The sequence below is a fragment of the Brachybacterium sp. AOP25-B2-12 genome, assembly GCF_052378625.1.
Classification (GTDB): Bacteria; Actinomycetota; Actinomycetes; order Actinomycetales; family Dermabacteraceae; genus Brachybacterium.
In genome coordinates this window covers 227,848-241,032 of sequence record NZ_JBQSXW010000003.1, presented here as the reverse complement: position 1 = coordinate 241,032, position 13,185 = coordinate 227,848, and the positions used below count along the sequence as shown (strand labels likewise).

Sequence of the window (13,185 nt, the reverse complement as noted above, 5' to 3'; positions counted from 1 at the left end):
GTGGGAGTGTCCCCCTGTCGATCTGCCGACCTGTCGCACTGACGGGATGGGGAGTGGTCGAGGTCCGCTGCCGAGAGCTGCGCGTGCAGGGGCCGGCGGCCCCATCGCGTTGCTTGGTGCGCCTCCAGCCCTCGATGTCGTGGCGGGGGCTCTCGTGTGCCGATCACGGTCGTCTCCGAGCGGACGGTGGGGGCCGGCGCAAGCCTGTGCTTCGCGGCCCGTCTGGTTCCGTCGAGGGCTCTGGCCATCATTCGTGATGGCGTCCGGTGACCGCCTTGCGCCGCCGTGCGCCGGGACTGTTCGCCATGCCTCTCATCACGGGACTGGTCGCCCTGGGGTGTCGGCCAGGATCAGGGACGGTCCGGGCGCTCTGCCTGCCGGCCTCGGTGATGGCAGTCACGGCGACTCGCGGTGGACGCCGGGGTGTGCCCGGGGTGGATTACCGTGGGTCGATGCATGGGCTCGAGCACCGCGCTCGAGGACGACGGAAGTGGGGCTGGACGATGGCGACGCAGGATCGTGAACACCGAGGACGGAGCGACGATCGCCCCGATCGGTGGGAGTCCCGCGATTCCTCGGGCCGTGGACGAGTTTCGGGCGGCTCCTCGGCAGCTCGCCGGACGACTCCCCGGTCGGGCGTGTCCTCCGATGGCAGTGCGCGATCTGGCGGCCGCTCGGGCCGTGATGGTGCGGACCGCAGCTCGGGGTCCTTCCGACGGCGCGAGGGCGAGGCGAGCTTCGAGCGCCGCGAGGGCAGCCGGGACGACCGATCCCGTGGGGGGTACGGAGGCTCGCGCCGGGAGGCCGGCGAACACAGGTCGGGTGGCTGGTCGCAGGATCGTCGTGACGACGACCGTCGGTCCACGAGGGGCTCGTCCGAGCGTCGTGAGGGAGAGGCACGTACGGCAGACCGTCGGGTCGGATCCCGTGACGGGTCGGGTGGCGCATCCTCGACCCGGCGAGACAGCGGATACCGGGGCCAGCAGCGGAACTCCGAATCCCGGAGCGCGGACCGTCGCACCTCCACCAGGGGAGACGATCGCTCGTGGGGACGGCGCGAGGATTCCCGCGGGTCGGATCGCGGGGCACAGCGCACTGACGGTCGTCGTGGGGACGGGGACCGTTCGTACGGACGCCGCCAGGACGATCGGTCCGGAGGCCGTGCGGGCGCTGAGCGCTCGTACGGGCGGCGTGGTGATGATCGGTCACGCGGTCGCGCGGAATCTGATCGTTCGTACGGACGCGGTGACGGTCGGCGGTCCTCCGACCGCGACGATGCATCGCGGTCGACGCATCGTCCCGGCGGCGACCGCTTCCAGGGGCGTCGTGATGACGACCGCTCGTCCGGCCGCACCGCCGGCTCCCGCGATTCCCGCTCGTTCGGCCGCAGCGGCGGCTCTGGCGATGACCGCTCCTCCGGCCGCAGCAACGGCTCCCGCGATGAGCGCTACTCCACACGCCGCGATGAGGACCGTTGGGGCAGGGGGCGCGGTTCCGAGGACCGCGACCGCCACGCTCCGCGACGAGATGACCGGCACGGTGGTCGAGCGGGGGACCGCGATCGATCGGATTCCCGAGGGCGCTCCGATGGACGCGGCGCACCATCGGGCCGTCGGACCGACTCGTCCTCGCACCGGAGCCCCGATCGTGCCCGTCAGTTCGAGGAGAACCGCCGCCCCGGCGACGCCTTCGAGGACCGCTCGCGCCGCCCGGGCCAGGAACGTCGTGCCGAGCGCATGGACGAGCCCCTCATCCCCGAGGGCATCACCGGGCGCGAGCTCGACCGGGACGTGCGCGATGAGCTGCGGAGCCTGTCCCGTGAGACCGCGGACAGGGTCGCGGCGCACATGGTCGCGGCCTGGGCGCTCGTGGACGTCGAGCCCTTCGAGGCCTTCCTTCATGCCAAGTTCGCCGCGCGACGCGGCGGCCGCATCGGCTCGGTGCGGGAGACCTACGGGATCGTGGCGTACCGCGCGGGCGAGTTCGCCACTGCCGTGCGTGAGCTCCGCACGGCCGTCCGGATCACCGGGCGCTCCGATCTGCTGCCGATGATCGCCGACTGCGAACGCGGGCTCGGACGACCCGAGCGGGCCTTCGAGATCGCCGCCTCGCCGGAGGCCGAGAAGCTCGACCTGAACGGCACCATCGAGATGATGATCGTCGTCGCCGGCGCCTACGCCGACATCGGCGACGTGGCCACGGCACTGGCGACCCTCGAGATCCCCGCCCTGCGGCAGAAGGTCGACGGCACCTGGCACGTCCGCCTCTGGGTCGCCTACGCCGACCTCCTCGAGCGCGCCGGCCGTGACGAGGACGCGCGCCGCTGGCTCACCCTCGCGGCGGACACGGACACCGAGCGGATCACGGACGCCGCGGACCGGCTCGGACGTCCCGCTCCGGCGGTCGAGGATCCCACCTGGCAGGACGACGAGCAGGTCAGCGTCGTGGACGCCTACGTCGACCTGACCGAGGACGAGGACCCCGACGACCTGGACGCGCACGACGAGGACCTCGGCGCCTCGGACGCGCACGACGAGGACCCCGGCGCCCCGGATGCTCTCGACGACGACCGGGACGTCGACCCCGATCCGGTAGCGACGGCGGACGCCGAGCCCCTGGGCGAGGATCAGGACGACGAGCTCGGTGCAGAGACGACGGCAGGCACCGGGTCGCGCGGTCATGACGAGCACGACGAGATCCTCGATCCCGAAGGTCCCGCGGACGCGGAGTCCCGCGGCGAGGGCTCGGCCGACGGTACGTCGCGCGCCGCGGACCCGGCGGATCAGGGCCCGACCGACGCAGCCCCAAGCGTCGAGGACCCGACCGCCGGGGAGTCCGCCGACGAGCGGACGGATGCCCCCGAGAACGAGGACCGCGCGTGATGCAGCGTCGACTCCCGCCCTCACTCCTGGCGCTGCACGACGCGCTGCTCTTCGATCTCGACGGCACCCTCATGCACGGGAGCACCCCCATCCCGGCCGCGGCCGACGGAGTGCGGTCCGCGCGGGAGGCCGGCCGCGCCATCGTCTTCGCCACGAACAACGCCTCGCGCACCCCCGCCCAGGTGGTCTCCCACCTCGCACGGGTGGGCGTCGAGGCGGCCGCGGACGAGGTCGTGACCTCGCCGCAGATCGCCGCGGGACTGCTCGCGCAGCGGCTCCCCGCCGGGGCGGAGGTGCTCGTCATCGGCGGGCCCAGCCTCGCCGAGGAGATCCGCTTCGCGGGGCTCGTGCCCGTGGACCGCGATGCCCCGGGCGTCCAGGCCGTCGTCCAGGGCTGGGCGCCGCAGGTGGGCTGGGAGATGCTCGCCGAGGGCGCCTTCGCGATCGCGCACGGCGCGGCATGGATGGCCACCAACGTCGATGCGACCCTCCCCACCGAGCGGGGCATGGCCCCGGGCAACGGCTCCCTCGTGGCGGCCCTGCGTCACGCCACCGGCGCGGTGCCGGACGTCGCGGGCAAGCCCGAGCCGGGCATGTTCCGCCTCGCCGCGGAGCGGGTGGGGGCACGCAGCCCCCTCGCCGTGGGGGATCGGCTCGACACCGACGTCGAGTGCGCCGTCCGGGCGGGCATCGACTCCCTGCTCGTGCTCACCGGCGTCTCCACGGCCCTCGACGCGCTCCACGCCGATCCGGTGCGACGGCCCACCTGGATCCTGCCCGACCTCTCGAGCCTCGCCGAGCCGATCCAGCCGGCCGCCTTCGACGAGCGCGCGGCCCGCTGCGGGAGCGTCTCGGCGAGCTGGGACGAGGGCGATGTGATCCTCCACGGCCCCGCCGAGGACCCCCGCTCCCTGCGGGCGGCGCTCGCGCTGGTGGTCCGTCACCACCCCGACGATGCCTGGACCGGCCGCGTGCTCGACGAGACGCGCACGGTCGTGGACCCGACGCCCCGGTGACCTCGCGGCGCCTGGACCTCGCGCTCGTCGACGCCGGACTGGCGCGCTCGCGCACCCATGCGCGCCGCATCATCGAGGAGGGACGCGCACGCATCGACGGACGCGCGGCCTCCAAGCCCTCCGCGCCCGTGCATCCCGACGCCGCCCTGGGTGTCGTGGACGTCCCCGACGGGATCGAGTACGCCTCCCGCGCCGCGCACAAGCTCGCCGGCGCCCTGGACGTGCTCGGGATCGACGTCCGGGGCCATCGGTGCCTCGACGCGGGTGCCTCGACCGGGGGGTTCACCGACGTCCTCCTGCGCCGCGGCGCTGCCGAGGTCGTCGCCGTCGACATCGGCCACGGACAGCTGTCCCCGCACCTGCGGGAGGATCCCCGCGTGCACGTGCTCGACGGCACCAGCATCCGGGGCCTGTCGTCCGCGACCGTCGGCGGGACCGTGCGCACGCTCGTCGCCGACCTCTCCTTCATCTCCCTGACCACCGTGATCCGGGACCTCGCCGGGCTGGTCGAGCCGGGCGGGGACCTCGTCCTCATGGTCAAGCCGCAGTTCGAGGTGGGCCGTGCGCGCCTGCCGCGCACCGGAGTCGTGCGCGACCCCGAGGACCGCCGGCGCGCCGTGCGTGCCGTCGCGGACGCCGCCGGCGCGGCGTCCCTCACGCTGCACGGCGTCGGGCGCAGCGCCCTGCCCGGCCAGGACGGCAACGTCGAGTACTTCCTGCACCTGGGTCGCAGCACGCGCCCCGGTGCTCCGGGACCACGGGGCTATGACATGATCGACCAGGCAGTCGACGGCCCGGACGGCCGCACCGAACCAGCACGCCGGGACCGGGAGGGTCACACCCCATGAGACGTTTCCTGCTCTACGTGCACACCGGTCGCGCCGAGGCGCTCCACGCGATGCTCACCGTGCTCACCGAGATGGATCGTCGCGGCGTCCGCGGCGTCGTCACCGACGAGCAGGTCGCGGAGATCCGCTCGGCGGACCCCGCGATCGTCCCGCCCGAGCTCCTCGAGGTCCTCGACGGCGACCGTGTCGACATCGACGACCGCGTCACCGCGGCCGACCGGGTCGAGCTCGGGATCGTCCTGGGCGGGGACGGCACGATCCTGCGCGCCCTCGAGGTGGTGCGCGACGCGAAGATCCCCGTGCACGGTGTGAACCTCGGCCACGTCGGATTCCTCGCCGAGAGCGAGGTCGCGGAGCTCTCCGAGACGGTCGTCCGCCTCATCGAGGGCGCCTACGAGATCGAGGAGCGCTCCACGCTGGACGTGCTCGTCTTCGATGCCGAGCAGAACGAGCTCGGCCGCCACTGGGCGCTGAACGAGGCCTCGCTGGAGAAGGCCGACCGCCAGAAGATGATCAACGTCGTGATCGAGATCGACGACCGCCCCGTCTCCTCCTTCGGGTGCGACGGCGTGCTGCTGTCGACCTCCACGGGCTCGACCGCCTACGCCTTCAGCGCCGGCGGCCCCGTCGTCTGGCCCGAGGTCGACGCCTTCCTGGTCGTCCCGCTCGCGGCCCACGCCCTGTTCGCGCGCCCGCTGGTCCTGGGCCGCTCCTCGCGCGCCGCCGTCGAGGTCGTGCCCGACAACTCCGACGACGCCGTGCTGACCCTCGACGGCCGCCGCACCGTGCCCATCGAGCCCGGCATGCGGCTTGAGGCGCGCCTGTCACCGTCCTCCATCACGCTCGCACGCCTGGCCCCCACGCCCTTCGCGGACCGGCTCGTCGAGAAGTTCCGCCTGCCCGTCGTCGGCTGGCGGGGGCGTGACTCCGAGGGCACCTGATGCTGTCCACCCTGCGGATCCGCCACATCGGCGTCATCGACGACGCGCTCCTGGACTTCGGCCCCGGCTTCACGGCGCTGACCGGAGAGACCGGCGCCGGCAAGACGATGATCGTCACCGGGCTCTCCCTCCTGCTCGGGGGCCGTCTCGACTCGCGCCGCGCGGGCGCCGCGAGCACCGTCGACGGGACGCTGCGCCTGGCCGGCCACCGGGCGCTGGCGCAGGCCCTCGACGAGCTCGGCGCCGAGGAGGACGACGGGGAGGTGCTCGTCGTGCGCCGCACCACCCGCGACGGACGCTCCCGGGCCCAGATCGGCGGCGTCCCCGTCCCCATCGGCACCCTGTCGCGGCTCGTGGGCTCGGCCGTCACCGTCCACGGACAGTCCGATCAGCAGCGCCTCCGGGACGCCGACGCCCAGCGCGAGGCGCTCGACGAGTTCGCGGGCGCGACCGCCCAGGACCTCGTGACCCGCCATCGCGCCACCTGGGCCCGCCGCGCCGAGCTGGAGAGCGAGCGCGGCCGGCTCGCAGCGCTCCTGCGCGAGCGCGACCAGCGCGGGGAGGCCCTCACGAGCGCGCTCGAACGCCTCGAGCGGCTCGACGCCCAGGCGGGGGAGGACGACGCGCTGCGCGCCGAGCTGGACCGGCTCGCCCACGCGGTCGAGCTGCGGCGCGACACCGAGCAGGCCTCGATCGCCCTCGTCGGCGACGACGCCCCGTCCGCCGCGTCGCTGCTGGATCTCGCCGCCCAGGCCGTCCGCACCGCCGCCGCGACCGACGAGAGCCTCCGTCCCCTCGGCGAGCGGATCGAGTCCGCCCGCCTCGAGCTGTCCGACGTCGCCGCGGAGCTCGGACGCTACGCCGACGGGATCGACGCCTCCCCGGGGCGCCTCGACGAGGCCAACGAACGGCTCCACGACCTCACGCTCGCCGTGCGCGACCTCGCGCCGGTGCTGGGCGGGGGCACGGACATCGGCTCCGTGCTGGAAGCCTCCCGGACCGCCGCCGCGGACCTCGATCGCTTCGAGGGCGCCGAGCAGGAGCTCGCGGGCCTCCGGGAGCAGGCGGACGCGATCGACACCGAGCTCGACGAGATCGCCCTCGCCCTCACCGCCGTGCGCGAGGACGCCGCCCGTCGGCTCGCCGAGGCCGTCGAGGCCGAGCTGCGGGAGCTCGAGATGCCCGCGGCCTCCCTGCGCGTCGAGGTCACCCCGGCGGCCGCCCACGCCCATGGGCGCGACGCCGTCGCGATCCTCCTCGCCCCCCATCCGGGCGCCCGGCACCTCCCCGTCGCGACCGCCGCGTCCGGCGGCGAGCTGTCCCGGGTGATGCTCGCCCTCGAGGTGGCGCTGGCCTCCTCCCGCGACGACGAGCTGGCCGCCCCCGTCTTCGTCTTCGACGAGATCGACGCGGGCATCGGGGGCCGGGCGGCCCTGGCCGTCGGCCAGCGCCTCGCACGCCTGGCCCAGCACGCCCAGGTCATCGTCGTCACGCACCTCCCGCAGGTCGCGGCCCACGCCTCGACCCACCTGCGGATCGTCAAGCATGCGGGGGAGGGGACCACCAGCTCGACGGTCGAGACGCTCGACCGCGACGGACGCGTCACCGAGCTGGCCCGGATGCTCGCCGGGGACGACGCCTCGGAGGTCGCGCGCAGCCACGCCGCCGAGCTCCTGGCCGACGCGACCCCCGGAGCCGATGCATGAGGGGCGACGTGCACGGCATCGCCCGGGTGGGACGCCGGACCAAGGACCTGACCAAGCGTCTCGTCGCCGGGGACATCGCCGTGATCGACCACGAGGACATCGACCGCGTCGCCGCCGAGGCCCTCCTCGAGAAGCACCCGGCCGCCGTGCTGAACGCCGCCCGCTCCACCTCGGGGCGCTACCCCAACGCCGGCCCGAAGATCCTCGTCGACGCCGGGATCCTGCTGCTGGACCATCTGGGCCCGGACACGATGGCGGCGATCCCCGAGGGCTCCGCGCTCACCCTCACCGAGGAGGGCCAGGTGCTCGTCGACGGCACCGAGGTCGCCCACGGGCAGGTCATGGACGACGCGGCGATCGCCGCCTCCCTCGAGGCGGCCCGCGAGGGGCTGTCCGAGCAGCTCGAGCTGTTCGCCTCGAACACCATGGAGTACATGCTCCGCGAGCGCGACCTCCTGCTCGACGGCGTCGGGACCCCCGAGATCGAGACCGAGCTGCAGGGCCGTGCCGTGCTGATCGTCGTCCGCGGGTACCACTACAAGGAGGACCTCGCGACGCTGGGGCCCTTCATCCGGGAGAACCGGCCCGTCATCATCGGCGTGGACGGCGGGGCCGATGCCGTCCTCGAGGCCGGATACCGCCTGGACATGATCATCGGCGACATGGACTCCGTGTCCGACCGTGCGCTCAAGGGCCGCGCGGAGCTGGTGGTCCACGCCTACCGCGACGGGCGCGCCCCCGGCCTCGAACGGCTCGGCGAGCTCGGGATCGCCGAGAAGGCCGTGGTGTTCCCGGCCTCCGGGACGAGCGAGGACATCGCGATGCTGCTGGCCGACGAGAAGGGCGCGAGCGTGATCGTGGCCGTCGGCACCCACGGCACCCTGGAGGAGTTCCTCGACAAGGGCCGCGCCGGCATGAGCTCGACGTTCCTCACACGCCTGCGCGTGGGCTCCAAGCTGGTCGACGCCAAGGGCGTCTCCCGCCTGTATCGTCAGCGGATCTCGACGGCCCAGCTCGTCCTGCTCGCCGTGGCCGGCATGCTCGCCCTCGTCGTCGCGCTGTGGGCCACACCCGGCGGCCAGGCCCTGTTCCAGATCCTCGGCGCCCGCATGGACGACCTGCTGTCCTGGTTCACGTCGCTGTTCGCCGACGTCCCACCCGCCACCTCGGAGGCTGACCTCCCGTGATCGATTTCCGGTACCACCTGGTGTCCCTCATCTCCGTCTTCCTCGCCCTCGCGGTCGGGATCGCCCTCGGGGCGGGCCCCCTCCGCGAGAGCCTGGGCACGCAGCTCGCGAGCCAGGTCGAGCAGCTGCGGGTCGAGCGGGACCAGCTGCGCGACCGCAGCGACGCCCTCGCGACCCAGAACGACCAGCTGGGCACCTACATCAGCGGCACCGCGCCCACGCTCGTGCGCGGGACCCTCGAGGGCCGCGACGTCGCGGTCGTCACCGACGACGCCTCGACCCGGGAGAGCGTCGAGCAGATCGTCACGCTCGTCGGCGACGCGGGCGGGCAGGTGGGCGCACGGGTGATGCTGGGGACGATGATCTGGGACCCCGCGACCGCTGACGCCCGCTCCGACACCGTCACCGCCCTGCGGGACCGCGCTCCCGGGCTGCGGCTCACCGGGGAGGACGACACCCAGCGGATCGCCTCGGCGATCCAGGAGGTGCTCACGCGGGACGGCGACCAGCTCTCCACCTCCCAGCGTGAGGCCGCGGTCGACGTGCTGACCTCGGCCGGCGCGGTCACGATCGACGGCAAGCTCACGGCTCCGGTCGACGGCGTCCTGTACGCCGGGGCCGCCCCGAGCGAGCTCACGGTCACCTCCGACGACACGGCCGCCGCGGGGGCACGGGCCCAGGCGCTCAACGCCGCCCAGGCCGCCCTGCTGCTGGGCCTGACCGAGGGTGAGGTCCCCACCGTCGTCGCCGGGGCCACACCCGGGTCCGACGACACCACCGGAGCGATCCGCGTGGCGCGCGGCGACGCCCGTTTCGCGACGATCTCCTCCGCCGACGGCCTCCAGCGGCCCGACGGCCCGCCGATCGCCGTCCTCGCCCTCGCCGAGCAGTTCCGCGGGGGCGCCGGGAGCTACGGCACCGGCGCCGGCGCGCAGTCGCGCGTCCCCGCTCTCGGATCGAGCGCCGGCGCGGCCGCGACCACCTCGGACGGCGGAGGCGCCGGATGAACGCCGCCGCCCGCGGCACCGCCGTCCGTCTCCTGGGTCATCTGCGCGACGAGCTGGGCCGCACCAACTTCGCCGGCCGCCCCGTGACCCTCCTCGAAGGGGTCGGAGCGGCGGCAGGGGTCGTCGCCCTCGCCGCAGCCCGCGGGAGGCGGACCGACGCGATGGTCCTCGGGGCCGTCGCCGCCCTCGGACTCGTCGACGACCTCGTCGAGGAGCGACGGCGCGCCCGGGGCATCCCCGTCGCCAAGGGGCTGCGCGGACACCTCGGCGGCCTCGCCCACGGCACCGTGAGCACCGGGGCGCTCAAGGCGCTCGGGATCCCCGCCCTGGCTCTGGTCGGGGCGGCCCTGGCTCCCGCTCCGCGACGCGTCCTCACCGATGCCGTGCTCGCCGCGGGCACGGCGAACCTCGCCAACCTCCTCGACCTGCGGCCCGGCCGGGCGCTGAAGGCCCTCGCCCTGCCCGCGCTCGCGCTGTCCGTGGTGCCCGCCGCGGCAGGGGTCGAGCGCTCCGCCGCGGGCCGCGACCTCGGGCTCGCGGTGCTGGGCCCGCTCCTCGTGTGCCTGCCGATCGACCTGGCCGAGCGCGGCATGCTCGGCGACGCCGGGGCCAACGTCCTGGGGGCTGCCGTGGGCACGGCGGTCGCCCGCCGGGCGCCCGCTCCCGTGCGGATCGGGGTGCTCGTGGCGGTCGTGGGCCTGACCCTGGCCAGCGAGCGCGTGAGCTTCAGCGCCGTCATCGAACGCACCGGCTGGCTGCGTGCGGCGGACCGGCTCGGCCGACGGGCGGGGACCGCATGATCGTGCCCGCGAGCGAGACCGGACCCGGACCCCGCGCCGCGAGCGGCGCCTCGCCCCAGGCGCAGGCCACGCCCCCCGGGGCCGCCGCCATGATCGCGCGCGCCGCGGGCCTGATCCTCGTGGTCACCGTCGTCGCCCGCATCGCCGGGTTCGGGCGCTACCTCGTGTTCGGCGCCACCGTGGGCGGCGGGGACGTCGGCACCCCGTACGCCAGCGCCAACCTGCTGCCCAACGTGCTCTTCGAGGTCGTCGCGGGCGGGGCGCTCGCCGGCGTCGTGATCCCGCTGGTCGCGGGCATCATCGAGCACGACACCGACGGGACCGGGCGACGACGGGCCTCGCAGGTCATGTCGGCGCTGCTGGGATGGTCCCTGCTGCTGACCATCCCGTTGGCCGCGGCCGTGGCGCTGGCGGCGCACCCCCTGGCCGAGCTGGTCCTCTCCGGCCAGGACGCCAACGGCAGCTCCGTCGAGCTGGGGGCCCGCATGCTGCGGGTGTTCGCGGTGCAGGTCCCGCTGTACGCGATCGCCGTGCTCCTGGGAGCCTTCTGCCAGGCCCGCCGCCGCTTCTTCTGGCCCGCGGCCGCGCCGCTGGTCTCCTCGCTCGTCGTGATGGCCTCGTACCTGGTCTACGGGGCGCTCGCCCCGGCCGTCGCGACCGCCAGCACCATCCCCGTCGCCGCCGAGGCCGTGCTGTCGTGGGGCACCACCGCCGGGGTCCTCGTCATGGCGCTGTGCCTCGTGGGCCCCGCGCACCGGGCGGGTCTGCGCCTGCGTCCGACCCTGCGGTTCCCCGACGGCCTCGCGCGTCGCGCGACCTCCCTCGCCGGAGCGGGACTGGGGGCCGTCGGTGCCCAGCAGCTGGCCCTGGCCCTGGTGCTGCTGCTGGCCATGCGCGCCGGGGGCACCGGCACCCTGCCGGTGTTCCAGTACGCGCAGGCCGTGTACCTGCTGCCCTACGCGATCCTCGTCGTCCCGCTCATCACGAGCGTGTTCCCGCACCTGTCCGAGCTGCGGCTGGTCGGAGACGGCGAGGCCTTCGCGCGGGCGTCGACGGCGTCCCTGCGCACCGTCACCGCCGTCGCCGCGGTGGGCGCCGCCGTCCTGTTCGCCGCCGCCCCCGCCATCGAGCACTTCTTCCACCTGGTCGACCGGGCCGGCGTCACCGGCGTCGGCTCGACCGTCGCGGCGCTGGCGCTGGGTCTGGCGCCCTTCGCGATCGCGACGCAGTCCACGCGGATCCTGGCCGCCGCGCACCGGGCGCGCGACGCCCTGCTCGTCGGCTCCATCGGCTGGCTCGTCGCGATCGTGCTGATACTCGTCGTCGTGCTGCCCTCCCCGACACGTCGCACCGCGGAGGCCTCCACGGCTTTCGGGCTGTGCTTCGCGGTGGGGATGACCGTGGCGGCGCTCGTCGGGATCGGCAGGGTCCTCGACGCCCTCGGATCCTCCGGGCGCGCCGCACGCATCTACCGCGGGGCCGCGGCCGCCGTCGTCGCCTCGGTGCTCGGGGCCGGCGCCGGGTACGCCGCGGGTCGCGCGCTGACCAGCCCCGACCTGCACCTGGTGCTGACCGTCCTGGTGGGACTCCTGGCCGGTGTCATCGCGGTGGTCGTGGCGGGCGGCGTCCTCGCGCTGACCGACCGGTCGACGCTGCGGACGCTCCGTGACCGGGTGCGGGCCCGCCGCCCGGCGGCACCCGAGGACGCCGGCCGATGATCCGGGTGCTCCTCGTCGAGCCGACGGCCTCGGGGGGCCTGGCCGCCCACGTGGCCGACGAGGAGGCCGCCCTGGCCGCCGCGGGCATCGCAGCCGAGCGCGCGGATGTCCGGATCCGCCCCCGCCCCCACCTGGCCGCTGACCTCGCGACCGTGCGGGCTCTCCGGCGGCGCGTGGCCCGCGGCGACGTCACGGCCGTCCACGCGCACGGCCTGCGCGCGGGTGCCCTGAGCTCCCTCGCCCTCGGGTCCCGGGCACGGCGCGCCCGCTCCCGGGGACCGCGGCTCGTCGTCACCCTGCACAACCGGACCGTCGGAGGTCGGGCGCAGCGGGCACTCGGGCACGCCCTCCTGCGGATCCTCTGCCGCCGAGCCGACACCGTCCTCGCGGTCTCGGGCGATCTCGCGCGGGACGCCAGCGCGGCAGGGGCCCGCGACGTGCGCACCGCGATCGTCCCCGCGCGCCTCCGGGAGCCGGGGGAGCCCCCGGCACCGCCCACGGGCGTCACGGCGACGTCCGGGACCCCCGGGACCCACGGGCCGCTCGGACCTCTCGCGGCCCTCGTGATCGCCCGTCTGGCGCCGCAGAAGGGACTCGGGACGCTGCTGGACGCCGCCGCGGTCCTCCGCACCCGCGCGCCGGGCACCGTCCGCTTCCGTGTCGTGGGCGACGGACCCCTGCACGACGAGCTCGCGGCACGGATCGACGCCGAGCATCTCGACGTCGAGCTGCTGGGCCGCCGGGACGACGTGCCCCGGCTCCTCGCCGCATCCGACCTCGTCGTGTCCGCGGCCGTCTGGGAGGGCCAGCCCGTGTCCCTGCAGGAAGCGCTCCACGCGGGCCGCGCCGTCGTGGCCACGGACGCGGGCGGGACCCGCGAGGTCACCGGCGGGGCCGCGGTCCTGGTGCCGGTCGGGGACGCCGCCGCGATCGCCGCCGCGGTGCTCTCCCTGAGCGATCCCGCCGCGAGGGCACAGCGGGAGGCGGCGTCACGTCAGCGCGCCGCCGACCTGCCGACGATCGAGGACATGACCACACAGCTGCGTGCCGTCCTGGCTCCGGAGCGCGGGCGCTGATAGA

At 75.1% G+C, this 13,185-nt stretch carries 10 protein-coding genes; all 10 read left to right on the top strand.

The window, feature by feature from the left end; genetic code table 11:
• Positions 1-1,736: 1,736 nt before the first annotated feature.
• Genes ACT3TZ_RS03920 through ACT3TZ_RS03875 form a run of 10 tightly spaced genes read left to right on the top strand, consistent with a single transcriptional unit; the run spans position 1,737 to position 13,181 of the window.
• Complete coding sequence (locus tag ACT3TZ_RS03920) at positions 1,737-2,882, top strand: hypothetical protein (protein ID WP_444582081.1); 1,146 nt, start codon at positions 1,737-1,739, stop codon at positions 2,880-2,882.
• Complete coding sequence (locus tag ACT3TZ_RS03915) at positions 2,882-3,898, top strand: HAD-IIA family hydrolase (RefSeq protein WP_444582089.1); 1,017 nt, start codon at positions 2,882-2,884, stop codon at positions 3,896-3,898. Before ACT3TZ_RS03920 ends, ACT3TZ_RS03915 begins: the two co-directional genes overlap by 1 nt.
• Positions 3,895-4,746, top strand: a complete 852-nt coding sequence (locus tag ACT3TZ_RS03910) for a TlyA family RNA methyltransferase (protein ID WP_444582080.1) — start codon at positions 3,895-3,897, stop codon at positions 4,744-4,746. Before ACT3TZ_RS03915 ends, ACT3TZ_RS03910 begins: the two co-directional genes overlap by 4 nt.
• On the top strand, positions 4,743-5,687 hold the full coding sequence (locus ACT3TZ_RS03905) for an NAD kinase (protein ID WP_444582079.1): 945 nt from the start codon (positions 4,743-4,745) through the stop codon (positions 5,685-5,687). The genes ACT3TZ_RS03910 and ACT3TZ_RS03905 overlap by 4 nt, the downstream gene beginning before the upstream one ends.
• Complete coding sequence (recN, locus tag ACT3TZ_RS03900) at positions 5,687-7,393, top strand: DNA repair protein RecN (protein ID WP_444582078.1); 1,707 nt, start codon at positions 5,687-5,689, stop codon at positions 7,391-7,393. Before ACT3TZ_RS03905 ends, recN begins: the two co-directional genes overlap by 1 nt.
• On the top strand, positions 7,390-8,580 hold the full coding sequence (gene steA, locus ACT3TZ_RS03895; protein ID WP_444582077.1) for a putative cytokinetic ring protein SteA: 1,191 nt from the start codon (positions 7,390-7,392) through the stop codon (positions 8,578-8,580). Before recN ends, steA begins: the two co-directional genes overlap by 4 nt.
• Positions 8,577-9,587, top strand: a complete 1,011-nt coding sequence (locus tag ACT3TZ_RS03890) for a copper transporter (protein WP_444582076.1) — start codon at positions 8,577-8,579, stop codon at positions 9,585-9,587. The genes steA and ACT3TZ_RS03890 overlap by 4 nt, the downstream gene beginning before the upstream one ends.
• Positions 9,584-10,387 carry a hypothetical protein gene (locus ACT3TZ_RS03885; protein WP_444582075.1) on the top strand — a complete coding sequence of 268 codons (804 nt, stop codon included), beginning with the start codon at positions 9,584-9,586 and terminating at the stop codon, positions 10,385-10,387. Before ACT3TZ_RS03890 ends, ACT3TZ_RS03885 begins: the two co-directional genes overlap by 4 nt.
• Positions 10,384-12,105, top strand: coding sequence for a murein biosynthesis integral membrane protein MurJ (gene murJ, locus ACT3TZ_RS03880; protein WP_444582074.1), 1,722 nt, complete (start codon positions 10,384-10,386; stop codon positions 12,103-12,105). The genes ACT3TZ_RS03885 and murJ overlap by 4 nt, the downstream gene beginning before the upstream one ends.
• Positions 12,102-13,181 (top strand): glycosyltransferase, encoded by a 1,080-nt coding sequence (locus tag ACT3TZ_RS03875; protein WP_444582073.1) that lies wholly within the window; start codon positions 12,102-12,104, stop codon positions 13,179-13,181. The genes murJ and ACT3TZ_RS03875 overlap by 4 nt, the downstream gene beginning before the upstream one ends.
• The last annotated feature ends 4 nt before the right edge of the window (positions 13,182-13,185 follow it).

What these genes read in the sequence shown, in the direction of transcription:
- steA (WP_444582077.1), top strand. Translation starts at nt 7,390, where the DNA reads ATGAGGGGCGACGTGCACGGCATCGCCCGGGTGGGACGCCGGACCAAG.
- recN (WP_444582078.1), top strand. Translation starts at nt 5,687, where the DNA reads ATGCTGTCCACCCTGCGGATCCGCCACATCGGCGTCATCGACGACGCG.
- ACT3TZ_RS03915 (WP_444582089.1), top strand. Translation starts at nt 2,882, where the DNA reads ATGCAGCGTCGACTCCCGCCCTCACTCCTGGCGCTGCACGACGCGCTG.
- ACT3TZ_RS03920 (WP_444582081.1), top strand. Translation starts at nt 1,737, where the DNA reads ATGGACGAGCCCCTCATCCCCGAGGGCATCACCGGGCGCGAGCTCGAC.
- murJ (WP_444582074.1), top strand. Translation starts at nt 10,384, where the DNA reads ATGATCGTGCCCGCGAGCGAGACCGGACCCGGACCCCGCGCCGCGAGC.
- ACT3TZ_RS03905 (WP_444582079.1), top strand. Translation starts at nt 4,743, where the DNA reads ATGAGACGTTTCCTGCTCTACGTGCACACCGGTCGCGCCGAGGCGCTC.
- ACT3TZ_RS03885 (WP_444582075.1), top strand. Translation starts at nt 9,584, where the DNA reads ATGAACGCCGCCGCCCGCGGCACCGCCGTCCGTCTCCTGGGTCATCTG.
- ACT3TZ_RS03875 (WP_444582073.1), top strand. Translation starts at nt 12,102, where the DNA reads ATGATCCGGGTGCTCCTCGTCGAGCCGACGGCCTCGGGGGGCCTGGCC.